At 39.8% G+C, this 25503-nt stretch carries 27 protein-coding genes and 1 tRNA gene; 16 read left to right on the top strand and 12 right to left on the bottom strand.

The features are described 5' to 3' along the window. Positions 1 to 86: 86 nt before the first annotated feature. The gene (locus ACYVBM_RS10075; RefSeq protein WP_460685528.1) at positions 87 to 887 is read right to left on the bottom strand and encodes a hypothetical protein; all 801 of its coding nucleotides are present in this window, start codon (positions 885 to 887) and stop codon (positions 87 to 89) included. A 292-nt stretch (positions 888 to 1179) separates the two neighbouring features. Here ACYVBM_RS10075 and ACYVBM_RS10070 point away from each other — a divergent pair, with 292 nt between their 5' ends. From ACYVBM_RS10070 to ACYVBM_RS10020, 11 genes are all read left to right on the top strand, one after another. After that, complete coding sequence (locus ACYVBM_RS10070; RefSeq protein ID WP_460685527.1) at positions 1180 to 2235, top strand: hypothetical protein; 1056 nt, start codon at positions 1180 to 1182, stop codon at positions 2233 to 2235. A gap of 156 nt (positions 2236 to 2391) precedes the next feature. Next, positions 2392 to 3633: an AAA family ATPase gene (locus ACYVBM_RS10065; RefSeq protein ID WP_460685526.1), complete on the top strand. Its 1242-nt coding sequence runs from the start codon at positions 2392 to 2394 to the stop codon at positions 3631 to 3633. Then, on the top strand, positions 3630 to 4274 hold the full coding sequence (locus tag ACYVBM_RS10060; RefSeq protein WP_460685525.1) for an HNH endonuclease: 645 nt from the start codon (positions 3630 to 3632) through the stop codon (positions 4272 to 4274). The genes ACYVBM_RS10065 and ACYVBM_RS10060 overlap by 4 nt, the downstream gene beginning before the upstream one ends. Positions 4275 to 4712: 438 nt before the next feature. Next, positions 4713 to 5051 carry a helix-turn-helix domain-containing protein gene (locus ACYVBM_RS10055; RefSeq protein ID WP_460685524.1) on the top strand — a complete coding sequence of 113 codons (339 nt, stop codon included), beginning with the start codon at positions 4713 to 4715 and terminating at the stop codon, positions 5049 to 5051. An 11-nt stretch (positions 5052 to 5062) separates the two neighbouring features. Further along, on the top strand, positions 5063 to 6196 hold the full coding sequence (locus ACYVBM_RS10050) for an AAA family ATPase (RefSeq protein ID WP_460685523.1): 1134 nt from the start codon (positions 5063 to 5065) through the stop codon (positions 6194 to 6196). Between the two features lie 130 nt (positions 6197 to 6326). Next, positions 6327 to 7268 (top strand): PriCT-2 domain-containing protein, encoded by a 942-nt coding sequence (locus ACYVBM_RS10045; protein WP_460685522.1) that lies wholly within the window; start codon positions 6327 to 6329, stop codon positions 7266 to 7268. Between the two features lie 16 nt (positions 7269 to 7284). Then, the gene (locus tag ACYVBM_RS10040) at positions 7285 to 7470 is read left to right on the top strand and encodes a hypothetical protein (RefSeq protein ID WP_460685521.1); all 186 of its coding nucleotides are present in this window, start codon (positions 7285 to 7287) and stop codon (positions 7468 to 7470) included. Positions 7471 to 7474: 4 nt separating this feature from the next. Further along, on the top strand, positions 7475 to 7786 hold the full coding sequence (locus tag ACYVBM_RS10035) for a hypothetical protein (protein ID WP_460685520.1): 312 nt from the start codon (positions 7475 to 7477) through the stop codon (positions 7784 to 7786). A gap of 98 nt (positions 7787 to 7884) precedes the next feature. Next, positions 7885 to 8157: a hypothetical protein gene (locus tag ACYVBM_RS10030; protein WP_460685519.1), complete on the top strand. Its 273-nt coding sequence runs from the start codon at positions 7885 to 7887 to the stop codon at positions 8155 to 8157. Continuing rightward, a complete protein-coding gene (locus tag ACYVBM_RS10025; RefSeq protein WP_460685518.1) occupies positions 8154 to 8681 on the top strand; it encodes a hypothetical protein in 528 nt (175 codons plus the stop codon). Before ACYVBM_RS10030 ends, ACYVBM_RS10025 begins: the two co-directional genes overlap by 4 nt. A 4-nt stretch (positions 8682 to 8685) precedes the next feature. Further along, positions 8686 to 9321 carry a hypothetical protein gene (locus ACYVBM_RS10020; protein WP_460685517.1) on the top strand — a complete coding sequence of 212 codons (636 nt, stop codon included), beginning with the start codon at positions 8686 to 8688 and terminating at the stop codon, positions 9319 to 9321. A 676-nt stretch (positions 9322 to 9997) separates the two neighbouring features. On the opposite strand, the gene ACYVBM_RS10015 is transcribed toward ACYVBM_RS10020, so the two are convergent. The 6 genes from ACYVBM_RS10015 to ACYVBM_RS09990 all read right to left on the bottom strand — a co-directional run bounded on the left by ACYVBM_RS10015 (position 9998) and on the right by ACYVBM_RS09990 (position 16087). Beyond that, a tRNA-Arg gene (locus ACYVBM_RS10015) sits at positions 9998 to 10071 on the bottom strand. A gap of 137 nt (positions 10072 to 10208) precedes the next feature. Continuing rightward, a complete protein-coding gene (gene pyrF, locus ACYVBM_RS10010) occupies positions 10209 to 11012 on the bottom strand; it encodes an orotidine-5'-phosphate decarboxylase (RefSeq protein WP_460685516.1) in 804 nt (267 codons plus the stop codon). A gap of 238 nt (positions 11013 to 11250) precedes the next feature. Next, positions 11251 to 12690: an L-serine ammonia-lyase gene (locus ACYVBM_RS10005; RefSeq protein ID WP_460685515.1), complete on the bottom strand. Its 1440-nt coding sequence runs from the start codon at positions 12688 to 12690 to the stop codon at positions 11251 to 11253. 194 nt (positions 12691 to 12884) lie between these two features. After that, a complete protein-coding gene (locus tag ACYVBM_RS10000; protein ID WP_460685514.1) occupies positions 12885 to 14606 on the bottom strand; it encodes an ABC transporter ATP-binding protein in 1722 nt (573 codons plus the stop codon). Next, entirely contained in the window at positions 14606 to 15010 is a 405-nt protein-coding gene (locus ACYVBM_RS09995; protein WP_460685513.1) for a hypothetical protein, read from the bottom strand. Before ACYVBM_RS09995 ends, ACYVBM_RS10000 begins: the two co-directional genes overlap by 1 nt. 306 nt (positions 15011 to 15316) lie before the next feature. Further along, entirely contained in the window at positions 15317 to 16087 is a 771-nt protein-coding gene (locus tag ACYVBM_RS09990) for an AMP nucleosidase (RefSeq protein WP_460685512.1), read from the bottom strand. A gap of 32 nt (positions 16088 to 16119) precedes the next feature. Here ACYVBM_RS09990 and ACYVBM_RS09985 point away from each other — a divergent pair, with 32 nt between their 5' ends. Then, entirely contained in the window at positions 16120 to 16566 is a 447-nt protein-coding gene (locus ACYVBM_RS09985; protein WP_460685511.1) for a type I restriction enzyme HsdR N-terminal domain-containing protein, read from the top strand. Here the strand turns inward: ACYVBM_RS09985 and ACYVBM_RS09980 are convergent. Further along, complete coding sequence (locus ACYVBM_RS09980) at positions 16537 to 17430, bottom strand: 3-hydroxyacyl-CoA dehydrogenase NAD-binding domain-containing protein (RefSeq protein ID WP_460685510.1); 894 nt, start codon at positions 17428 to 17430, stop codon at positions 16537 to 16539. The genes ACYVBM_RS09985 and ACYVBM_RS09980 overlap by 30 nt on opposite strands. Positions 17431 to 17536: 106 nt before the next feature. On the opposite strand from ACYVBM_RS09980, the gene ACYVBM_RS09975 reads away from it, so the two are divergent. Beyond that, complete coding sequence (locus ACYVBM_RS09975; protein ID WP_460685509.1) at positions 17537 to 17992, top strand: ribonuclease domain-containing protein; 456 nt, start codon at positions 17537 to 17539, stop codon at positions 17990 to 17992. Further along, entirely contained in the window at positions 17989 to 18264 is a 276-nt protein-coding gene (locus ACYVBM_RS09970; RefSeq protein ID WP_460685508.1) for a barstar family protein, read from the top strand. Before ACYVBM_RS09975 ends, ACYVBM_RS09970 begins: the two co-directional genes overlap by 4 nt. A 56-nt stretch (positions 18265 to 18320) precedes the next feature. Here ACYVBM_RS09970 and ACYVBM_RS09965 read toward each other — a convergent pair whose 3' ends face one another. From ACYVBM_RS09965 to ACYVBM_RS09955, 3 genes are all read right to left on the bottom strand, one after another. After that, complete coding sequence (locus tag ACYVBM_RS09965; RefSeq protein WP_460685507.1) at positions 18321 to 18788, bottom strand: VOC family protein; 468 nt, start codon at positions 18786 to 18788, stop codon at positions 18321 to 18323. An 18-nt stretch (positions 18789 to 18806) separates the two neighbouring features. Further along, positions 18807 to 20168, bottom strand: coding sequence for an efflux RND transporter periplasmic adaptor subunit (locus ACYVBM_RS09960; RefSeq protein WP_460685506.1), 1362 nt, complete (start codon positions 20166 to 20168; stop codon positions 18807 to 18809). A 268-nt stretch (positions 20169 to 20436) separates the two neighbouring features. After that, the gene (locus ACYVBM_RS09955; RefSeq protein WP_460685505.1) at positions 20437 to 21864 is read right to left on the bottom strand and encodes a TolC family protein; all 1428 of its coding nucleotides are present in this window, start codon (positions 21862 to 21864) and stop codon (positions 20437 to 20439) included. A gap of 421 nt (positions 21865 to 22285) precedes the next feature. On the opposite strand from ACYVBM_RS09955, the gene ACYVBM_RS09950 reads away from it, so the two are divergent. After that, positions 22286 to 22789 (top strand): hypothetical protein, encoded by a 504-nt coding sequence (locus tag ACYVBM_RS09950; protein WP_460685504.1) that lies wholly within the window; start codon positions 22286 to 22288, stop codon positions 22787 to 22789. A 1186-nt stretch (positions 22790 to 23975) separates the two neighbouring features. Next, complete coding sequence (locus ACYVBM_RS09945) at positions 23976 to 24374, top strand: helix-turn-helix domain-containing protein (RefSeq protein WP_460685503.1); 399 nt, start codon at positions 23976 to 23978, stop codon at positions 24372 to 24374. A 62-nt stretch (positions 24375 to 24436) separates the two neighbouring features. On the opposite strand, the gene ACYVBM_RS09940 is transcribed toward ACYVBM_RS09945, so the two are convergent. After that, on the bottom strand, positions 24437 to 25135 hold the full coding sequence (locus tag ACYVBM_RS09940) for a C40 family peptidase (RefSeq protein ID WP_460685502.1): 699 nt from the start codon (positions 25133 to 25135) through the stop codon (positions 24437 to 24439). Positions 25136 to 25503 lie beyond the last annotated feature (368 nt).

Raw genomic sequence — 25503 nt, 5'->3', positions numbered from 1 at the left:
ATATGTAATCGCTTTAAAACAACCCTTTTCGCAGGTTTGTATTTTCCTACAGAGTAGCTGAAACGCTTAGGAAACCAAATGATTTTTTACTTAGGAGCTATAATATCTCTCAACTCACTTTCGCGAATTTTTCCATTTTTAGTATACTTTTCAAGTAATGATTCAACTATAATATAATCCGCTTCTGGTGCATTTGGAGACACAGTTACAACTATATTGTCAATAGCGTCATTGGAAAGAGGTAAGTCAAAGTGAGAAAAAGCATTGGAATGATTATCATAAATGGCAATTTGTTGCATTTGTTTACTTCTATCACCATTACAAAGGTGTAAAGGTATTAAAGGCATAATCATCAAATAGAATCGATGTTCATTTTGAAATTGCCATCTTGTATGCTTATGCGCTGCTATTTCTCTAAAGTTTTTGATCTCATACCCCCGATCTGAATGTGAAAACAAATTTCCGCGAAGGGCTTTTGGGTTTTCGGAGTAATTTACTTTGACATAAAAATCGCTTTCTTGCGCAAATGGATTTGTAATTATAAAATCATCAGTTCGTATTTGGTCTAAGGGAAGTGGCCTGTATCCATCTTGGCCGTAATACCACCCCCCATTATCAGCATAAGGTATAAAATGCTTTTGAAACATATCCTTTGCAAGTGAAATTCTAACCCCTGTAAACTTTGCATATAGACTCCACATTTCTATGCTCTCTTCTTTGTTTTCGACCCAGCAGCTAACGTAGAATGTTTTTGCGATTGGCGGTGGAATACCCTCATTTTCTACTTTGTCATCTAAACAATCAAGTCGCGTAAATCTTATCTTTCTTGATTTCAAAATGTGCGCTAAACTATGGATTGATGTGTATTGATGAATTGGATGTTCCATATTTTCAGTTTTAGAAGGGAAGATAAGAACAAGAAGATAAATTGGGAAATAATAGAATGTCAGTAAGTATATCCTCTTTTATGCTATTTTTGAGGCGAAAAATATTGGCGTTAGCTATTGAAGTAAGAAAAACTGGTAATCTTTCAACATTCTCAAAGCAAAAACGCTCACGCTACGGCGTGGGCTTTGCTGTGGAATGTTGGGTATACCAGTACCTTCTTACTCACATGCTTAAAGTCCCACGCTTTTTTATTTTTAATGATTACTTGGGGCGGTAGTATTAATTATAAGTATGAAAAAAATTATTGTTCCACTACTTCTGCTGCTATCTCATCCAAAAATTTATTGCAAAACAAACATCAAAAAATTCCAAAACGTTATTAATGAAACATTTTCATTAAGGTATTTTATTCGGCTAACTAATTGCTTTTGGATAGGAATTATTTTATTAACAAATGCTTGTAGTAAGGCGAAAACTGACGAACCTTCGATTCCTCATGCTATTATTTCGGAACAAGAAGGAATAGCAAAAGAATACGGAATAAAAACTGATGAAATAGCAAACTTAACCTTGGGGGGCTTTTCTGACGATACAACGAAAATTCTATTTTATGGTAGTAAAGAAGGAAAGCTTTGGATTAACATTGGCGATAAAAAAATAAAAAAATCAATCTTAAATTGGGTGGATTCCAAATTACTTGACACATTACTAATTGAAAACCTCGGTTACGGCGAGGTACGGAAAACAGTACTCAACAAAACATTGATTTACCCGGTTTATAATAGCGGAAACATTTCATTTACCTTGATACGGGCTAATGAGAATAGTATAGGAATAAAGCAAAATCGTTACTTTTTTAAAAATAGTACATATTTGAAGAAAATTGAAGCCGATTACAAGAATGTAAGAGACGGATTTCACCCTATCATTTGGTTCAATGGAAGCGTATTATATAATGATGGGTATTCCGTAAACATAAATGATGTGAACTATAATAAAAATCAATATACAATTTATGACATTGATGGAAATCCGATAGCCAAGTTATATGAAAATGGTCGTAGCCGTTTTAAGGGAGATAATTTCTATCTTGTAGATTATGACCAAGCCATATATTTAGATGACCCATATTTCATTAAGTGGGACTATAAGGTAGAAAAGGAACTTTGGAGAACAGAGAAGGCAATTGCAGGGCAAATATCAACCAACCTTCGCATTGATAGTAAGAAAATATCCAGAAATGGAGAAATCTTAACTGTAAATTGTAATTACACTTCGTACGGTGGCGAGAAAGGGACTTTTAGTTATACCGTAAATATAACATCTGGACAAGTGACTAAAATATAGCGAATGTAGAAATTTGGTTTTACAATAGTGCAGCTGACGAAGTTAGATTCAACTTCGATAATTCTATGTAATTTTAACGCAAAACGGTTGCGCGGAGTCGTTGGTTAAGTTTAGGGGCACTGATAGCTTTGATATGACGGCTTATAACTATACAAAATGTTTAAATCAATCAAAATAAATACTTGGCGACAGTTTGAGAAAGTTGATATTGAATTTCATCCAAGATTAACAATTTTAACTGGGGCAAATGGTGCAGGCAAAACTACTATACTCAATCTTTTAAATCACCACTATGGTTGGCCAACTGAATTGGTTGGAACCCCCAAGAAGGATAAAAAAACTGGGGGCTTAAAATTTATATCTGATTTTTGGAAATTTCTATTTGAAAGCGAAAAGGAAAATGAGCAGCAGCAACATGAGATTGGACAAATTATCTACGATGATGGAACTATATGCTCAATGCAAGTCCCGATTATTGTCGGTTCAACATACAATGTAAATTTACAAGGGCAAAAATTTATTAAAGGCATTCACATTCCCTCTAATCGCCCAATATACAAATACCAAGCAGTTCAAAACATATCAACTCAGGTTGTATCAAAACAAAGTGCTTTTAATAAATATAAGAATTCAAGTGTTCAACGCTATCAAGGTAATAGAACCGACCACACAGAAAATTACTACATCAAGGAAACATTAATCTCTTTAGCGACCTTTGGTTACGGAAATCAGGTTGTAACAAAGAATGAAGAGGCAATAAAGCTATTTGAAGGATTTGAAAATATTTTGAGAACCGTTTTGCCACCAAAACTTGGATTTCAGAAATTTGCAATTAGAATCCCTGAAGTTATTTTAGAAACATCTTCTGGTGAATTTGCACTTGATGCAGTTTCGGGTGGTGTAGCCTCAATCATTGATTTAGCGTGGCAGATTTACATGTTTGACGAAAGTGAGGCTGCATTTGCTATTACGTTTGATGAACCTGAAAATCATCTCCATCCTGAAATGCAAAAAACATTACTACCTAATTTCTTAACAGCTTTTCCTAATACTCAATTTATAATTGCATCCCATAATCCTTTTATTATAAGTTCTGTTCCAGACTCAAATGTGTATGTTCTGAATTACAACAAGGATAATCGTGTCCAATCTTTACTTTTAGAGAACATTGAGAAATCAGGAAGTGCTAACGATATTCTTCGAGAGGTTTTAGGGATAGAAACGACAATGCCAAATTGGGTTGATGATAAAATCGAAACGATCATTTCAAAATACTCGGAAACAGGAATTACACCTGAAAACCTAACAGCTTTCAAATCGGAATTAAAAACAGTTGGATTGGAAAAATATGTATCTACATCAGTAGCAAACCTTTTAGAACAAAGCAAAAAGAAATGATAAAACTGACCAAGAGACCCAAGCCACAAGTTTTAATTAATAATGGTTTGCAGTGGACGACTGACTTAATGCAACATGTTTTTGCTGGTACAAGTGCGCCTGATCATGTAAAGGGTAGATACAGACATCACGATGTTAAGCAAGCTGTGATGCTTGAAACAAACGAAAAGTGTGCCTACTGTGAAAGTTATGTAACACATCAATACCCTGGCGATATAGAACATATAATACCCAAAGCAGTTTATCCAAGACTAACATTCGCATGGGATAATCTTTCATTTGTTTGCTATTGGTGCAACAATTATAAAAGTGATACAGTTGATAAAACTTGCAAGCTCCTAAATCCTTACAAAGATGAAATTGACGATCATTTACGGGCTTTTGGACCCATTGTTTTACATATAAACAACAGTAGACGTGGTGAATTGACACACCGCGAAATAAGACTAAATAGAAAGGAACTAATAGAAAGGAGAACTGATGCAATTAAAGAACTTCAAAATTTAATTGATAAGTATGAAAATGAACCGGCTGGCGCATTGAAAGATATTCTGCGACAAGAAGTAATTGAATGTGCAGACATAGACAAAGAATTTTCATTTTATCTAAAACAGTTTCTCATTGACAAAGGAATATTATAAAGAAATTTCACTTACATCATGAAAATTAAAGCTGCCGTTAACAAGGTATCCTATGAAAGGCGGTCTCAATGGCAATCATCATCTTAATACTACTATTTCATTGTTGCTGTTTTACATTTGTGAAAATGACAATCAAATAATAAAGCCTCTTCGACTTCTAAAAGCTCAAATGATAGATTTCTACTTCACTCTACTACAAACGCTGAAGTAAGAGAACAATCCTAAACAACACTTTTTAATAAGGTACATAAAAATGTTACTGTACCGTACTGTACCTTTTTCTTCAATCATTTTAAATAATTGATTATCATAAACTTATACAAAACCACCTGACTGTACCCATCGAAAAAGCACTATAATTTACTTAGTTTTTATTTCATCTTCGAACAGCGAATCGCAAATGGCACTATTGCCAATTACGTATTTAAAATTTCGAAAATGGATCATATAATCTTAACTCAACTTTCTCGTCCGGAGCTTGGCAGCTTAATTCGGGAAGCACTCGAAACCTACTTTTCTGATACAAAGAAAAAAGATGAACCTCCTTCGTCATCTCCTCAGTGGTTTAACCTTCCACAGCTCTGTGAATATCTTCCTGACAGGCCGACTAAACAAACTATTTATAATAAGGTCAGCAAAAATGAAATTCCTTATTATAAGGATTCGAAAAAACTACGTTTTCTAAAATCAGAAATTGATGCTTGGCTTCTGAATGGTAAACAATACACCCAAACTGAAGTAGACAATCACATTGATAAATTAATTGCTTCTAAATAAAATCCCGCACAATGAGTACTAAGCAAAGTGCGGGAAAAGATTTAACTGAAGGTCTACCGCAAATATACAAGAATGGTAATAAAAGAAGTGCACCCGTAACTGATACTAAAAAATTTACAGGTGAAAGTGAATTAGACGAAAAAAAGTTAGAAGAATTTGAGGATTGGCGAGTGACGACAGAAAAGGTTTATCCTAACAATGAACCCGTCATGACTTGGGAAGGTGCGGGAATTGGTGCGGCAGGCAACATCACAGGTATTAGCGCACAATCAAAAGCCGGTAAAACAAGTTTTATTAATTCCTTGATTGCTGGCGCAATAAGTCGTACCGGAATAGTTGAAATGTTAGGAAAGATCAAGGTTGCGCCAAATCCATTAGGAAAAGGAGTTCCATACTTCGACACAGAACAAACAGAATCTGACCAACAGAATAATATTAGAACTGCACAAAAGCGAGCCGGTTTAGTAAGTACTCCAGACTATTTACATGCGTACAATGTAAGGAAGTTAACGATTGAAAATTATCAACCCATCACTGATGCAATCTGCGAAGCTGTAAACCAAAGGTTCAATGGCATACATAGTATTTTCATTGATGGCGGCGCAGATTATATCACATCGGTTAATGATGAGGAACAGGCCTATAGAATAGTTGAATATTTTACCCAACTGGCTATAAAATATCATTGTCCTGTTATAGTCGTAGTACACCAAAATCCTGGCTCTGATAAAGAACGCGGGCATTTCGGCAGTCAATTACAACGTAAATGTTATGGGCTGATTAGTATTGAGAAGAAAGACGAAATCAGTGTTGCAAAGCCAAAGATTATGCGCAAAGCGAGCGTTGGAGATTTACAGCCTATTTATTTCAAATATGATAAAGAAAAAGGCTACCATATTGAAGTAAATGCGCCAATAACAGTGTCGACATCACAAAAAAAATTATTGGAGATTGAGGGCATTGTGCGTGCAGCCTTAACAGGCCAGGAACCATTGGGCCATAATGACACTATAGATAAAATTATGGCAGTAGGCGGCATGAGCGACCGAACTGCAAAAAATTATCTTAAAACAGGTGTTTTAAATAACTGGGTTGAGCATGGTTCTGACGGCAAATATCGTGTTGGGGTAGGCAGGGGTAATTAAGGGTAATTCTACCCCGGGGTAAGGTAGGGTAGCTGCTGCTATATATAAGCAGCTACCCTTCCCCACCTTCCTTTTTCGCAAAATCGGAAAACTACCCTCCATTATTTTTAAATGTTAAAAAAATTAGCAAATGTCTTGGTTAAATAATATTGTATCATGTTATGAGAATACAAGCGACGTTATTGGACGACCTATTATGTATCGTGATATACTGTTTAATATTCATCCTACACATGCTAATGCTATAATATCGCTACGTAATACAAGCCCGTTTGATGCAAATTACAATTCACTAAAAAAACAGATAAAAAACAGCCTTCCACTCTTTACACCAAGTGGATGGCTTCTGTCTCGTGCAAAGAATCGGGTTCGACTAATTGCACACACCGGTATGGTGCAAATAGACTTCGATTGGCCAACGTGCGAAGAATATTATATAGATGATTTAATGCAAGAGGTATTTAAGCACCCTTTTGTAGGACTGGCCTGCCGTTCTGTTTCGGGTAGAGGATTCTATTTGCTAATTGCAATAGCAGAACCCAGTAAGCAAAGGCAATATGTAGAACATCTGTTCAACGTATTCGCCGACTATGGTTTGAGAGCTGATACATCTAAAGGCGCCAACGTTCATGACCTTAGATATGTCAGCCATGATCGAGCCATGTTAATAAGGGAAAATCCTGAACCTCTTTTTGTAAAGCAGTTTTATAAACCAAAGGCAATCCAACAACACAATGACAGAGAGACTACTGAAAAGGATATTGCGAGAATGTATGAATACTTAGCATTGATCGAATCGCTACAATTGAATTTCTGCCCTGATTATGAAAGTTGGTACAAAATCGGATTTGCATTTGCTAACTCCCTGGGAGAAAATGGCAGAGAGCCTTTTCACATCTGTTCAAAATTTTATCCTTCCTATGATCCAACAGAAACGGATAAAAAATACAACGACTTTTTGCAAAACGGGAATAAACAAATATCACTTGGCACATTCTTTCATCGTTGCAAAATGCTAAATCTCGACTCGCGAATTGCTTTCAAATCATTAGACAATCCACTATTTACTTAAACATAAAACCTGAAGAATGGAAAAGAATTTCAAAAAAATAGAAGTAGTCCTCTCATTGGCAAACAATGAGACGTTAGCCTACCATTGTAAACCTGACAACCTTGATAGGTTGCCAGCCCTGTTAGATGCCCTGAAAATTATTATAGCGAATGATACCACAGGCCAAGTAAAAAACAAAGAATTTAATAACACAAAAAAATAATAACATGAAATCAACTCTTACGTTAGGCGATCTTTCCCAACTTATAGATAAAGAGCTTCGCTGTATTGCTGAAAATAAATTAAAACAGCAAATAGATATAACAATCAAATCTGGTGATACACTTCTTGAATATGAGAACATTTCTATTGCGGAATTACCAGCAAAGCTTGAAACATTAAAAAAGCAGTTCGAGGACGAACTCATTCTTTGGAAAGGTGTGCAAACACATGCCTGGGAAAATGAGGTATTACAAAACCGGGCTAATCTAATAAAACAAAAATCAAATGATTATTACAATAATGATCCAGGCGAATGATGTCGGAGCAACAATAATAGAGGTCAACTACCCTGATCCTGTCAAAGCGCTTAATCAAGCAATTTTTGAACTTAAAAAAGTAGATAAAAATAGAAAATATGAAACGAATAAAAACAGGAGGCCGCAAAGCCGGCGTACCAAATAGATCAACAACGGAATTGAAAAATTTAGTCCATTCCTTTTTGCAAGCAAATATAAAGGACCTGCAAGCACAGTATGACGAATTGAAACCAGCCGACAAGTTGGACTTCTTTCAAAAGCTGTTACGATTTGCACTGCCTACCCAAAGCCAGGCCAAAATAGATTTGGACAAACTGAGCAATGAAGACCTGGACTTAGTAATTGACCGGTTAAAAAATAAGGAGCTATGACACGAGAACAAAAAATAATGTACATTAAAATGTTAACATCTGGTCAGATTCCCGATAATTCTGAAATACCATTAGGTAATTGGATTTATGACGAATCTAAAGGCTATGTAGTAATGATAACGAAGCATAGTATTACCAGGATATGGAAACAATTCATCAATATTAGCACTGGAGAGACGCAACCAGTATCTGAACTCTTAGGTTTTCCTAAAGCTAAATGGGATATAAGCGAGTATGACTTATTAAGTTCTGAACAATTAAAAAAGTCCAAGTCTACTCAATCAAGCCTAACAAGAGCTGATTCATTTAACGCTGTTACTGTCACGGAAATGCCATCTATGCTTGAAATAATGGAGTGGTCAATTCGGTATTCGAAGCCGCAGCAGGAAACAGGGGCATTAATATTGGACGATGAGGAGTTTTCAACGCGCCTTGCCACTATAAGCAAGTGCATTTCAAATCAGGATTTACCACCTTTTGAGATTAAACCTATTTCACAATATTTTTTACAATATAAAAATTAGTAAGATGATAAACAAACAAGTTGATTTTAATGAGTATGGTTATAATTTATCTCTGACACACTTAAGAAATAAAGTGCTGCCAGCAGTTAACAATGTTATAACTGAATACAACCGCTTAGCTGTATTACCAAAGTTCACACCCGAAGTATGGAAAGAGTTAGTTACTACGAACGGCGAATCAGTCATAAATGATTATATATCCATTGCTAAAAAAGATGCTGCTAAATTTGCGCTCCCATCTTTAAAAGACCTTGCATTCAAAGAAGCAGAAGCAGCACTACAGAAGTTCAGAAAAGCTTGGACTATACTAAATGAAAAATTGAACGATAGCAGACTTCTTGATACAACCTTTTATACACTTGATTATGTTATTATCAATGGTAAGGGCGAACCCGATATTAATGAAGCTATATTAAAAGAGCTGTTCACTTTACGAATAGAAAATGAAACACAGGAAAAAATATACACGACCGGTAAAAAAATAGAAGCTGCCTTTGAAGAATTATGGCAGATATACAAAAGTGCCGGAATTGAATGCAATAATTTAGAGTGGGTTGACGATACCAAAGCCGCGTGTGTTTTTGGGATAGATCAAGATGGTAAAGTATACTTCAATACCTGGGCATTGAATTTAGTTTAGGAAGTAATTGTTTCGAATATTAAAGCCGCTTTTAAACGAAGCGGCTTTTGCCATAATAGAGCTAAGACAAGATAACTCGTATAGTATCTGAGTAACAGCCGTCAGGCCCCTCCTGTTCAATAGATATATTAAGATTCTCATTTTTAACCCGCTTGATAAGGTTCATTGTATATTCGTTACCTTCCTGGCTTGCTATTGTTAGGAACATTTGTTGTTTTTCCCTTGGAAAATGTTTTATTAAATCGGATAAAGTATCGTTGCCTATAGGAGCAATATTAGGTTATTAAATGATTTGTAAGATTTTCGTCTGAATACCCTCAAAATTCTCAGATTCGTAATGCAAAGCGACGACATAAACGGCACTCTGTATAAAGAACTGTTCTACGAAGCGTTTCGGGTCAATTTAAGACGATTTCTACTGCCGATAGCGCCTACCTAAGGCATAAGCATAAAAACTCGATTACGGAGCCGAAAACAGGTTTAAAACGAGCTTTTATGCTCGACCTTGCCGAATTCGTTCGTCTGAAAGCTCCGTCAGTAGCGGTTTTCAGGAGTTGAAGCTGTATTTTTAGTCTCTGGGATAAAAGTATAGCTTTTGACGCCTTTGTTTGCTAATTGTTTGTAAATCGTAAAATAATGAAAGACTCACAACTTTGTAAGTCTTTCATTATCAATGTGACCCGGATTGGATTCGAACCAATGACCTACTGCTTAGAAGGCAGTTGCTCTATCCAGCTGAGCTACCGGGCCAATTGTATGTTATTGGCACCGAACCAATGACCTACTGCTTTGAACGGAGTTGCGCTATCCTCCCTATAGTTATCGGGATAGCTACCAGCCCCTCCCGGAAAATTCCGAGGCGCAAATATAGATAATTTTCCCCGAAGCTATTTTAAATATCCCGCCATTTCTTTCTGGTAAGCCAGGGCTCTGTTACGCGCTGTAGCTGCAAAATCTTCTCCGTCCGATGCAAAAATAATATCTCTGCTTACATTTACCAGCAGGCCACAATCGGCATTCATTGCTTTTTCAGATATATCTTTAAGGCTGCCACCCTGTGCCCCCACTCCCGGTACCAGTAAAAAATGCCCGGGTATTATTTTGCGTATAGCTGTAAAAGCCGCTGATTGGGTGGCGCCTACCACAAACATGATGTTCTCCTCCGTTCCCCATTGCGAAACAGTATGCAGTACCTTTTCATACAATAAGCCTCCGCCGCAAGGCTGTAATTCAAAATCCGAAGCCCCTTTATTAGAGGTCAAACCCAATACAATAGCCCATTTTCCTTCGTACTTTAAAAAGGGCTGAACACTATCGCTGCCCATATAAGGCGCTACAGTAACCGAATCGAAAGGCAAAACCTCAAAAAAAGCCCGCGCATATTGATCAGAAGTATTGCCGATGTCCCCCCGCTTGGCATCCGCTATTTTGAAATGGTCACTGCCAATATATTCCACCGTTTGCTGCAGGGCCTCCCAACCGGCTATGCCCTGGGCTTCGTAAAAAGCAGTATTCATTTTATAAGAAACACACAGATCCCGGGTAGCATCAATAATCGCTTTATTAAACTCGAAAACTCCGCTACGTTTGCTTTTTAAATGGCCGGGGATTTTTGCAATATCAGTATCCAGCCCTACACAGAGATAGGATTTTTTAGATCGGATGTGTTGTATTAATTCAGAACGGTTCATTTTGTATTATTGTGAATGGTTTATAGTTACTAGTTGATGGTTAAATAATTGCCGGATCCCGGGATCACAGCTAAAGCCGAAAGCTAAAAGCCAAGGGCTTATACGTTTCATTTATGTTCAATAGTTCTCTGTTAATTGTCATTTATTAATGGTTTATGGGTTTGCACCGTCTATTGTCTAATCACTAAAATCTTACAGCTCATGTCTGCCAACAGTCAACGCTCATCTGTTCACTTACTCAACATTCGGGCAGGCTTAAAGGCACATGTACCGCCAGCCCGCCATCTGCAGTTTCCTTGTACTTAAAGTTCATATCCTGCGCGGTGTCCCACATAGTTTTAATTACATTATCCAGCGATACACGTGCAAAATCGGGCGTACTTTGCAAAGCCAGCTGGCTCGCGGTTATCGCTTTTATGGCACCCATCGTATTGCGCTCAATACAGGGCACCTGCACCAGCCCGCCGATTGGATCGCAGGTCATACCCAGGTGATGCTCCATCGCTATTTCCGCAGCCATCAGCGCCTGCTTCTGTGTACCGCCCATCGCTTCCGTCAGTGCAGCGGCAGCCATGGATGAAGAAACACCGATCTCCGCCTGGCAGCCGCCCATAGCAGCAGAAATGGTAGCTTCTTTTTTAAAGATGCTGCCAATCTCAGAAGCGGTCATTAAGAATCTTACGATCTTATCTTCTCTGTTTTCCGCATTATCCTCATTACAAAAAATACTGTAATAATGAAGCACAGCCGGTATTACACCAGCCGAGCCATTGGTAGGCGCCGTTACCACTCTTCCGAAAGCGGCATTTTCCTCGTTCACTGCCAGGGCAAAGCAGCTTACCCAGTCCAGTGTATATGTAAAGCTGGCGCCGCCCTCCCTGATGGTGGCCCACCATTCTTCATTATTATGATAGGAAGCATTGCGGATCAGCTTTTTATTAAGCGCTGCGGCCCGCCTCCTTACTTCCAATCCCCCCGGCAAAATACCGGGTGTATGGCAGCCCCGGAATACGCAATCTTTCATCACCTGCCATATTTTTAACATTCCTTCCCTTATCTGTGCCTCGCTGCGCCAGGCCTGCTCATTCTCGTATACTATTTCGTTAATAGAAAGTCCAGTTTTAATACACCATTTCAGCAGGTCTGCCGCATCATTAATAGGAAAAGGCAGGTTAACGCACTGCCCTGTCCCTGCCCCTTCGCCTTCTTTTTTTACAAATCCGCCGCCTACAGAGTAATACGTTTCGGAAATGGCCTCACCGTTATCCATCATGGCTAAAAAAGTAAGCCCATTGGAATGATACGGCAACGTTTCGGTGTATAGAAATTCTATATCGGCGGCGGGATCAAAATCAATAACCCATGTTCCGTCCAGGAATATCTTTTTTTCTTTTGCGATGGTGTGAACAGACGGGGTGATCTGCGCTACATCAAAAGTTACGGGGTCATACCCACATAAGCCCATTTGCACTGCAATATCGGTACCATGCCCTGCGCCTGTTTTAGCTAATGACCCGTATAATAGTACTTTTATGGCAGTTACCGTATTTAATACACCCTTGCTTTTCAGCTCATTTATAAACCGCTCTGCTGCACGCCACGGGCCCAGGGTATGAGAGCTGGATGGCCCTACCCCAATTTTCAACATATCAAATACCGAAATGGGCTCGTATAGCATGGCATTATTTTACATAGCAAAAATAAGCGAATCACTGTCAGCTTTATAAACGCATGGCCTCTCCCTTAACATTTCAATTCATTTTGCTTCAATGAAAATAGTACCTGTTGGGAAAACACGTTCTTCATTTGTTTTAAGGATTCGTTCTGTATGGGTGTTTTACCGGTAAAATGCGATGAGATCGGCTGCATTATTTATACCGGTATTGCCTCGATTAGCCGTTTGGTATAGTCGCTTTTAGGATTTTCATAAATAGCATCAGCCGCACCCATTTCTTCGATCTTTCCTTTGTTCATTACAATAATGCGGTCGCTGAAATAACGTACCACGCTTAAATCGTGACTGATAAATACAATGGTGAATCCGAATTCCTTTTTAAGGTCGTTCAATAAATTCAATACCTGTGCCTGTACGCTTACATCCAGGGCCGACACCGATTCATCGCATATAATAAAAGAGGGCTGCAGCGCCAGCGCGCGGGCAATTACGATACGCTGCCTTTGTCCCCCGCTGAACTCGTGTGGGTACCGGTTATAATGATCGGGCTGCAAACCTACTTTCTTTAACAGGTCTATAACCCTTTGTTTTCTTGCAGCTGCGGATTTGATCATACCGTGCACCACCAGGGGCTCTTCAATGGCTGCCCCGATTTTTTTTCGGGGGTTGAGGGAGGAATAAGGGTCCTGGAAAACAATCTGCAGGTGACGCCTCAGTTCCCGTAACCGCGCGCCACTGAAGGTGTTGAGCGGACTTTCGCCGTAAAAAATAGTCCCTTTTGTTATTGGTATCAGTTGTAACAGGCTTCTGCCCAACGTGGTTTTACCGCAACCGCTTTCACCTACTATACCCAGTGTTTCATTTTCATATACTTCAAAACTTACATGATCCACTGCTTTGGTATAGTGCAGCGGCTTACCCAGCCAGTTTTTTTTGCCAGGGAAATGAACAGAAAGGTTCTGAACCCGGATCAACGGTTTATGATGAACATCGCATGGGGCAACGGCAGGCCCGTTGGATTCGTACACCTCCCGAACCGTGGAATTGTTTTGGGAAACAGTGTTACCGGGATTTAAAAAATCACTCACCACCGGCAACCGTTCACCTCTTTTATGATTTGCCGGCCTGCAGGCCAGCAATGCCCTGGTATAAGGTTGTTTGGGATGGGCAAATAAGTTGGCCACTGTTTCTTCTTCAATAATCTCGCCTTTGTACATTACAATGGCCCGGTGAGCAATTTGTGCTACTACACCCAGGTCGTGTGTAATAAAAATAACGCCCATGCCGGTTTCCTGCTGTAGCTCTTTAATTAGTTTCAGTACATTTTTCTGTACGGTTACATCTAATGCAGTTGTGGGTTCGTCGCAAATAAGAAGCAACGGCTTACAGCACATAGCCATGGCGATCATGACTCTTTGCTTTTGTCCGCCACTTAGCTGGTGTGGATAGCGCTTATAAATACCTTCAGGATCGGGTAGTTTTACTTTCTCAAACCAGGAAACCGCCTGCGCTCTGGCCTCTTGTTTGGATATTTTATTGTGCACCTGTATAGCCTCGGTCACCTGCTGTCCACAGGTGAATACCGGGTTAAGCGAAGTCATTGGCTCCTGGAAGATCATGGAAATTTTATTGCCACGGATTTGCTGTAAGCTGCTTTTTGAAAGAGGTAGCAGATCTGTAATGGTATTCCCGTCTGCGCTGAACAAAATTTTTCCTTTTACAATAACAGCAGGCGGGGTGGGCAACAGTTGTAAAACGGACAGTGATGTAACAGATTTGCCTGAACCGCTTTCGCCTACCAGGGCAACTATCTCGCCTTGGTTAACTGTAACTGAAATATTTTTCAGGGCATTATTGATATGACCTTCGGTTACAAAGTTAATAGACAGGTTCTGTATGGAGAGTAAGGGTGCCTGCATTATTGCTTCAATACTTCCAGTATTTTAATATGTAATTTTTTTGTGGGAGCCGGATAGTATGCCATGCAAACAGCGCATTGTTCAGGTTCGTTTTTATCAATTTCAAAATAAAAGGTATCACCCTCTTTCAAATGAGCAGGAAGACCACAGGCTGTTACCAGGCCGAACGCGTTTTTATAGGTTTTGCCGGTTTGCGGGTTGGTCCAGGCCGCCTCAATCAATGAGGTATCCAGGCTGCCTTCAACCAGGCTGAATGTATAGTTAGCGCATAAACCAGCAACTTCAAAACGGGCTTTGAGCTGAGGAGCGGTACCTGAGGGGATGCGTGTTTTATTATTACAGGAAGTAATAAAAAATAGAAATGGGGCAGCAAAAAAAGGGATCAGTTTATATAACTGTATCATAGTTTATTTATTTAGGTCTGTTACCATTACTTTAAGGTTTTTGAAATAGGCACTGTCCGCCTTTGAGTGCTTTAGAGCTAACTCTTTTCATTCATTAAACTTTTGTTTGTTTTTTAGTTTATAATTTTCGAAGATGATGTTGTTTTACCCTTGTGAGGGTATAGGCTATCTTTCGATACAGGAAATACAACCTAATGCTTCTCGCTTTCTCCCAATCTTTTATCAAATTTTAGGGAAGACTGGGCAAGACATGTGTTTATGCCGGGTAAGAAAATCAAAGTAATAAAAAAATATTTCATAAATTTTTTAAAACCTAAGATGCCGGATCGTTTGCCCGTTCTCTATTAACTGCCGTAAAGATTTGATCCCTATTTTTAAATGATTTTCCACGTAATTGGCGGTAACTTTCTTGTCGCTTTCTTCAGTTTTTACGCCTTCGGGGATCATAGGGGAGTCGCTTACCAGGAGTAAAGCCCCTGTGGGTATATGGTTGTAAAAGCCTACGGTAAATATGGTAGCTGTTTCCATATCAATAGCGTATGCCCTTATCTTTTTCAGGTAATCCTTAAAAGGTTCGTCGTGTTCCCAAACGCGGCGGTTGGTCGTATACACGGTACCCGTCCAGTAGTCTGTTTTAGCTTCGCGGATAGTGGTGCTTACTGCTTTTTGCAAAGCAAATGCCGGTAAGGCCGGTACTTCGGGCGGAAAATAGTCGTTGGAGGTGCCCTCTCCCCTTATTGCAGCAATAGGCAGGATAAGGTCGCCTACTTTATTGCGCTTTTTCAAGCCGCCACATTTACCCAAAAATAAAACGGCTTCAGGTTTAATGGCCGTCAGTAAATCCATTACCGTGGCAGCCGTAGGACTGCCCATTCCAAAATTGATGATGGTAATATTATCAGCAGTAGCGCACTGCATGGGCTTGCCCAGGCCTATGATCTCCACTTCATTCCATTCAGCGAACATAGTTACATAGTTGCTGAAGTTGGTTAATAGGATGTATTTACCAAAGTTCTTCAGATGCTCTCCTGTATAACGGGGCAGCCAGTTTTCTACTATATCCTGTTTTGTTTTCATTTATGCTAAATTAAACTTTTATTTTTGGACTGATGATTTTGATCGAATATCCAAAACCTGACTTCAGGATTGAGCACAGAAATAACCAGCTGTATATTTTCGATAACATTCGCCGTAAATGGTTATTGTTGCAGGATGAAGAATGGGTACGCCAGAACTTTGTTCAATATTTGCTGGAAGTGATGCGCTATCCCCGATCGCTGATTGCCCTGGAAAAAGAAATTTACCTGGGCGAATTAAAAAAGCGCTTTGATATTTTGGTGTATGATGCCGGCCACAAACCCTGGATGCTGGTAGAGTGTAAGAGTGATAAAGTGCCTGTTACGGAAAAGGTGTTACGTCAGGTGCTGCGTTATAATATCTCCATGCCTGCTGAATATTTAATTCTTACCAATGGTAGCCTTAATTACGGCTGGCAGAAAAAAGAGGGACAGCTGATCGAAATCAATTCACTTCCTGAATTTGTCGCTCACCATTAATTCCTTGCTGCCTGGTGTGTAAGTATAAAAGCCTTCACCGCTTTTTATACCCAGCCTGCCCGATGTTACCATATTCACCAGCAAAGGACAGGGTGCGTATTTGGATTGTCCAAAGCCGTTAAACAGCACCTGCAGGATCGATAAACAAACATCAAGCCCGATAAAATCCGCCAGCTGTAGCGGACCCATCCGATGCGCCATGCCCAGCTTCATAATAGTATCTATAGCTTCCACACCGGCTACACCTTCATATAAAGTATAAATAGCTTCGTTGATCATGGGCATTAAGATGCGGTTGGCTGCAAAACCGGGATAGTCGTTCGCCAGGGCGGGCGTTTTTCCTAATTGTTTACTAAGCGCTATGATCATTTGGGTTACGTAATGGCTGGTCGCGTACCCGTTAATTATTTCCACCAGTGGCATCACAGGAACAGGGTTCATAAAATGCATACCTATTACCTGCCCGGCACGTTTGGTGGCGGCGGCAATGCGGCTAATGGATATAGATGATGTATTGCTTGCCAGTATACAATCCTGCGGGGCTGCTTCATCTGCCTGTTTAAATATGCGGAGTTTAAGCGCCTCGTTTTCTGTGGCGGCTTCTACTACCAGGTGCGCTGCAGATACACCCTTTGAAATATCTGTTCCTGTGGTGATGTTTTGGAGGGTAGCTTGTTTTTGCTCTTCCGTGATCTGCTCTTTGGCTATCTGCCGGTCGAGATTTTTTGAAATGGTGGCAAGGGCTTTATCAAGCTGTTGCTGCGATACGTCAATAAGCGTAACATAAAAGCCATACCAGGCAAAAACATGGGCAATGCCATTTCCCATAGTACCGGCGCCTATAACAGAAACATTCTTTATCATAAAAGCAATTTAATGAATTAAAAGATAGACAAAAAGCCGGAGGCTCGGAAACCGGGCGTGTATAAAAGTTTTATGACCGGCTGCATTATTTAATTAAGTTTGTAATATGGGAAACAGTAAAAGCCGGGTATATATTATTTTACTACTACTGATTGCGCTGGGCTTTGTTTTTTTTTCGGATAAAAAGAACGCCTTTCCTGGTAGCGTACATACAGATACGACCACTGTTAGTATAGATAAACTTACCAGCGAAGTGGTAGTAGTGCCTTATGTAAAAAAATATCAAAAGCTGCCAGACTATTATATCACTAAAAACGAAGCCAGGAGGCAGGGATGGATCGCATCTGAAGGGAATCTTTGTGAGGTATTGCCGGGCAAAGCCATTGGCGGTGATGTATTTACCAATCGAGAGCGCAGCCTGCCTTCTTCAGGAAATAGAAAATGGTATGAAGCGGATCTGAACTATCAATGTGGCAGGAGAAATGCCGACAGGCTGTTATATTCTAACGACGGGCTCCTGTATATAACACACGACCATTATAAAACTTTTGAAAAGCAATGAAACAGGTGATATTTGATTTTGAAAGGATAGGGTCTATTAATGATTTCTACGCTATTGCAAAGCGTGAGCTGCAACTGCCCGAACATTTTGGCAACAATCTCGATGCCCTGTGGGATTGTATTACAGGAGATATTACGCTTCCTGTATCAGTACGGTTCCTTAATATGTCGATGACACAGCTGGAAACGTTCGACAAGCTGATACAGCTGTTTGAAGACGCGGCAGATGAAATAGGGGAAGATCTTTCTTTTGAATATTACCTGAGAAAGTAGGATTTAATAGCATGCGGCTATACATGCCATGATAAAAACGGACCAGGGAAATTTTCTCACTGAAACCCTTGCTGGTCATTATTGATCTCCAGCCAGTAACCGTCAGGATCCTGTATCCACAATTGTTGTATGCCATCCGGCCTTGTGGTGAACGCACCCTTTTTGCCGCCCGCATCTTCCCAAACGATGTTGTTCTTTTTTATGATTTCAATAAACGTTTTAAGAGAGGGGACACTAAAGCAAATATGATGATTTTTAAAATATTCTTTTTTATTTTCTGCCCCCAGTATTAAATGCAAAGAGGTGTGCGGCCCTGTTTTAAGCCACACATGCTTACCTAATTTGAAAGGCTCGTCTATCTGTTCCAGGCCAATGATATTTTTATAAAAATCAGCCGACTTTTTAAGGTCGGTAACATATAAGGCCTGATGATTTAATATAGCCTTGGGCTTAGAATCGCTTTGTGCCTTTATATTAACGGCATTATACATCAGGAAGGCAAAACAAAAGAGATATTTTAACATAAGAATAATTTGCAGCGGCTACTTTTTATTGAAAAGCGCTTCTTTAGGTACTACTTTTACTTTATCCCCGTCTTTGAGCGTTTGGCTGATCACGCTGTACGGCCCGGTAACAACCAGGTCGCCCGATTGTATGCCTTTGGTAACTTCGATATAATTAATATCCTGTATGCCTGTTTTTACCACCCTTTTTTTCACTACGCCATCTTTCATAACTATAAATACCACTTCTTCCATATCATTATTCCCGCTTTCATTGCCGGCAGCGTCACCGGCGTTGGCGTCCGAATTTTCTTTTTTAGCATCAGCAATGCTTTTATCGCTATCTTTTATACGTGCATTTACCGAAGCAACAGGCACAGAAACCACATTGTCTTTTTGCCTGGTTTTAATGTCGGCCCTTGCATTCATGCCCGGCCTGAAGGGAAACCTGTTTTTACCACTTGCTCTGAGTAAATCCTGGTAAGATGATTTGTCGAGGCGTATCCTTACCTCATAATTGGTTACTTCCGTGCTGGTGGTTACTGCGCCAGCCGATTTTACGCTGCTTGCGATCTTGGTAACGATTCCCTTAAATTTCCTGTCGTTATAAGCGTCTACCTCCACATCAGCCATATCGCCGATGTTCACTTTCACAATGTCGTTCTCGCCTACATCTACCCTTACTTCCATACTGTTCATATCAGCAACTGTCATCATTTCTGTTCCGGCCATTTGTGCGGTACCCACCACGCGCTCGCCCTTCTCAATTTTTAAGGAAGATACAATACCGCTTATAGGAGCAACAATAGTAGCCCGGCTTAAAGTTTTATTAGCCGAATTAAGGCCTGTTTGCGAAGATTGCACCCCTGCCTGCAGGCTGCGGATATTTTCTAAAGATGCATTATAGTTGGCTTTTGCAGAAGCCAGCGAAGCGTCAAACTGCTCAAACTCGGCTTTTGATATCACCTTTTCATTAAACAGCTTTTTGTTCCTGTCGTATTGCTGCTGTGCCTGGTCCAGGTTAGCTTTTAATGCTCCCAGGGCAGCTTTACTATTGGCTACAGTTGCCTGAGACTGGCTTACCCGTGCGGCGGCTTCATCCCGCTGTAAAGCATACACATCGGCATACACCCGCGCCAGCACCTGTCCTTTGGTAACGCTGTCGCCCTCCGCAACAGTAAGCTCGGTTACTTCACCGCTAATATCCGGGCTGATCTTAACTTCATACTCAGGATATACCTGCCCGCTTGCCGTTACGGTTTCTGTAATAGACCGGGAGGCGGCTTTCTCTGCCGTTACCTGAATGGTATGCTTCCCTTTATTAAGATTCACCAAAACAATGAAAGCAGCACCTATAACAGCCGCTCCAATGATCAGTATTTTTTGCCAACGTTTGCTCACTTTTTGTATAATTTATAGTTCATAGTTGATATGTCCGAAATACCTGTGTATGCCTAAAATAGGGTGACATTTTTTTACAATATTCAATATGCAATAATCCCCGCCTGACCAATCATTCGGACAGGAATGCTCAATCTGTCTCCGAAATCAATGCCCAATGAATATTGAACATTGAGTATTGATTGTTGATTATTACTTTGTTCAAGGTTCAACCTTCTACATTTTTCATTTCGTACATCCTTGCTACGTTCCGCATACTACTCATCACTCATAACTTCAACCCCAGTCCCTTATAAAATTCCAGCAATTTCATCTTAAATACATAATCGTACTGCGCTGAGACCATATTTATTTTAGCCCTGAATAAATTATTCTGGTTCAGTATAAGGTCAATGGGCTGCAGCAAGCCTACATCAAATCTTTTCCTGGCAAAATCGTAAGCCTTTTGTGCCGACTCCACTGCTATACGGGTGGCATTGTATTTTTCTATAGCGGCCACCGCATTGGTATGCGCCTGGTAAATATCCTGTTTAAGGGTCTTGGTATCCTGTTCCTTCAGCAATTGCTGGTTTTCCACATCCAGTTTTGCCTTTTGCCAGTTGGTACGGGCCATTCCACCGTTAAAGATAGGAATGCTTAATCCAATTCCTGCATTCTGGCTGAAGTTGTTACTCATCTGCCTGAAATAAGTATTCCTGTCGTATCCAACAGGCTGGCTAACCGATGAGGTAACAGGGTAGGTGATGCCATTTATATTGATGCTGCCCACAGGCACATCCACCGTTTGAAAGCCACTGGCAATTTTTTTCTGAGCATTGGAATAGCGGGAGTTAAGGCCGCCGAAAAATGACAGCGAGGGATATAAGCCTGCTTTGGCTACAGCTACATTTTTTTCGCTGGCTTTAAGGTTCAGATTGTTTATTTTCTGCTGCGGCAGGTTTTCCAGCGCCGATTGATACACAATGGCAGGGTCTAACGCCGATAAAGGCTCAACAGGAATAGAGGCTACCGGGGGCACTTCTATATCGAAAGGGGCATCTGCCTCAAGGTTGAGCAACGCTTTTAATTGAAGCAGGGACAGGATATAATTGGTTTGCGCCGTTATAAGATTGGAGCTGTCAGTAGCATACTGTGTTTGCGTTTCTGCAAGATTCAGTTCGGGGAGGGCGCCGGCATCTACCTGTTTGCTGATCAAATGTACCTGTTCCCGGCTCTGTTCTACCTGTACTTTGCTGATATTGATCTGTTCTTTATTTAGCAGCGCTGCCAGGTAGGCATTAGCTACATTGAGCGCCACGTCATTTTTAGCTTTTTCAAGCCTGGCAACGCTTGCCTGGGCCAGGTATTCATTAGCTTTTATCGTATTTTTTTTACTGAACCAGTTAAACAGGTCCAGGCCCAGGTCCAATCCATGGTTGGCAAATAATATCTGGTTGGTGGTAAACTGGTTGGAGGTAGGATCTATAGAGCGCCCGAACTGGAACCCCGTACTGTGCTGGCTGCTGATCCTCGGGTAAAGGGCCAGGATGCTTTGATGATGGGTAAGCTTGTCAAAACGCGCCTGCACATCCGCCTGTTTTACCGATATATTGTTGGAAATTGCATAATCCACACACTGTTTAAGGTTCCATTTTTCCTGGGCCGGGGCAGCCAGGTAGGAGATGCCTGCTATCAATACAACCAAAACCCTTTTCATAAAGTACTAAATAGTGAATGGTAAAAATACAATAGAATCAATAATTTGTACATTTTTCTGATACACTATCACAAAAATTAAATATTCCCGGTGTGATATTGCCACCTTTTACGGGATCCCGTAACCACTACTGCCTGTCACACCTTATTTAGCACCGGGAAAAATACCCTCTTTTTAAATGCTATTTATATTTTACCTTTAACCCACACCAAAACCACTAAAACGATTGTACAAGCAAAATGTAAGAGCTAAATATTTTAAGTCCTAACTAATACATAATCCATCTGCTTTTAAACGTTTATAAACGACAATAAATGTTTAAAAAACGGATAAATTGCGCTAATCGGCGCGTATTACCTACAATACATACTGCAACACTTTGAAATTGAAATCGAAATTTAAAAATTTTACAAAAATCTATATGAAGAATAATTTGGTAATTGGGTTACTTGGACACAGAAATTCAGGAAAATCAAAAACTTGGAATAAGTTGTTTGAGGAAAGAGTAAGAACAGGTGTAAACGTTCGCAGACTTTATCTTACTGACACAGAATATATTGAAGTATTTTTAGTAAGTGGAAGCCCTGAAGAAAGAGAAACCTATGTTGGAAATATAATTGGCGAACAAAGACCTAGAATTATACTTTGTTCTATGCAGTATATTTCAAACGTAACGACTACAATCGATTTTTTTATTGATAATAATTATTTTCCATATATCCAGTGGTTGAATCCAGGATATCAAGACCAAAATGATATTGCACATTCAGACTACTTAGGACTTGCAAATAGAATACTTTCACTTGATGGAACTTTGAGTATCAGAAATGGAAAAGAAAATCCAAGAGACAGAATTCAGGAAATAAGAGACTACTTATATGGTTGGGCGGCTTCACGAAATCTTTTATTGACAGACGCTCCGTGATAAAAGCCGCAGATAACATTGGTTTTTGCAATAGTGCGGCTTGAACCCATAGGCTCAACTTCAGTAATTCTATTTAACTTTGGTACAAAACTCAACTGACGGAATGCTATTGCCGCACCATCGCAAAGCCGCTTTCGTTGCTCCGGAAGGGTAAACAATGAAAGCTATATTGCTCATAAGCAGCGAAAGATCTCCTTTGGGGAATTTCCTTAAGTAACCAGTTCTCCAGTTTGTGTTTTAATCCCATTTTTTCAAGACCGGATGGAGCGTGCGTAAGCAAACATTTATTGTTATTGTTTGTAATGCCTGTTAAGGAACGTGTGCCGTCCACCTTGCCAGCGAACGGTAAAATGAAGCGGAATGGCGTTCCGCCCAAAAGGCGGAAAAGAGCCTGTAGCGCACCTTTTACCGCAAGGGCATTGCTGCATTGCTCGCATCAAGGCGGACTAGACCTTTTGGTTTTTTTGTGGCAATAACAAAAGAACGGGAAGCAAAAGCATGAAAAAGAAAAGGTGTAAAAGAAAAAGTTTACGAAACCCACGCTTGATGGTTCGTCATTTTAAAGAACCTACCCTACCGCAGGCAGGCTTGATTTTCCTTATTATTGCGCCCCATCATGACAACACAAAACAAAGCTATGTCAGGCTGAGCTTGACGAAGCCCCCAACTTAATTAATCCCTATGGGAAATGGCAAATCCATTTCTTCATTTTAATGCTTATAAATGAAGAAAAAAACAACGCTGTTAAGCGTAATGGCTTTGTTATGCCTATTTGTAGGCGCGCAGCAACCGGCTATAAAACCGCTAAGGGTAGGGGATACATGATCGATACTCCTCCATTTGTTGTTTGCAAATCATGCTGTGAAATAGCTTTAACCCCGTTTTGTTTAAATCCATTGTTTGTTTCATAAGTTTAATTTTTTAAAGTGTTTTTCAAAATCTCGTCTTGTGTGCTTTGTGGCACTGGGCATACAGCGTTTTGTTCCCTCATGGCGCGTCTGCCAATCCTTTGGTGTTAATCATTCAATATAGGTAAACTTCAGGTTATCAACGGCCTCCCGGTTAATTAGCATTACCAGGTCCTGCATAGTAAAATTATAAAGCCGTAAATAATAAAACAACCCAAAATTCATATAATTATATCAATTATTTATATAATTTTGTTTATATACGTAATGCTTAACTTATGGGAATTAATCAAACACTAAAACAATTACGGAAGTCCAGGGGTATACCCCAATCTCAGATGGCTACACTGCTGAATAAAAGCCAGAATGCTTACAGTATGATGGAATCGGGGCGTTCAAAAATTGATGCAGCTTTAATTCCGGATATTTGCAACGCTTTTAGTATCTCACCCAATGAGCTTTTTGAGTATAATGAAGCTTCCTTCCGGCAGGAAAAAAATACAGTATATACAGAGATCATTAAACTGTTAAAAAAAGAGCTGGATAAGAAGCATGAACTATTGAGGTTATCACTTCAGGCTATTACCGAATTTGAAAGGCTGGCAGAAAAAAATGGCAACCTGGTGAGCTTTTTAAATATTGTAAAAAAAAATCTGCTCAATAAAGCTACGACTTGATGTGACCAACAAAAAAAGTTCCGGTAACCGGAACTTTTTTTGTTAGTATCTGAAATATTTTTTTAATTAACAGCGTAAGTTACAGGCTCGCTTATGCGGCGGGCACCCAAATAGCGTATAGCATAATAGTTTTCATCCAGGTCGCTTACAATAACACCTCTGCTGGTAGAAGCATGCACAAATTTATTATTACCCAAATACATCCCCACATGAGAAATGCCTCCGCTGGTATTAAAGAAAAGCAGATCGCCAATTTGTAAGTTAGAAACGGCCATTGCTGCTGCCCGGAACTGCTCACGGGCCGTTCTTGGCAAATCTATACCGAATGCTACTTTATAAACTGCCCTCACAAAAGCCGAACAATCAATCCCACTTTTGGTGGTGCCGCCATACCTGTAGCGTGTGCCATACCACTCGTCAATAGTCTCTAACAATTTTATATTGGTCAACATGCCGGGCAGCATATTGAGAAGAGAAGCGTATTTAATCTGTATGCTTGTGGGTGCTGCAAATGCGTGAACCGGGATTCCGGTATCCGGCGCATCAATTTTGGTTATTTTGCTTTCTTTGATAACATTTTCTACCCGTTCTTCGCGCGTAGAGGATTTTAGGCTGAAGGAAGATATGCCCACTTGCTGCGTTTGATACGCTTCTTCAGCCGGCACGGTATTTGTTTTATAAGAATTGTTCAGTTTGAGAGGAGTAGAGCAGCTCGTCATTAAAAGAGAAATGATCAACCCCGAAAAAAACACACGTAACATAAATATCAGGTCCTTTTAATTATTATTCTGTCTTGAATGGAATAAATATCAATTTTCGAATATTATAAAACGTCAGTTTGACTATAATATTGTGCTAACTATTTTATTTTTTTTTAAATAATCAATTTTAATTGATTATCAATTGTTTGTGATTTTGTTGCTATGATTTGCACAGTGCTTTCTGGTGTTTGGAGCGCATATTTATACCCCTGTTTATTAGTTTTTGCCTTTATCGCAGTACACCTTATCGCTTATTATCAAATGATTTTTGAGGGTCGCCGCAGCAACTTTTACGCCATCCATTCACTCAACATTTTGCAATAGAAAGTTGTTTGTTTTCAGACTGTGGATAAATTTTCAAAGTCTGT

Source organism: Niabella aquatica, from assembly GCF_054779315.1.
The sequence above is the reverse complement of the archived record's forward strand: the minus strand, read 5'-3'. Positions and strand labels throughout refer to the sequence as shown.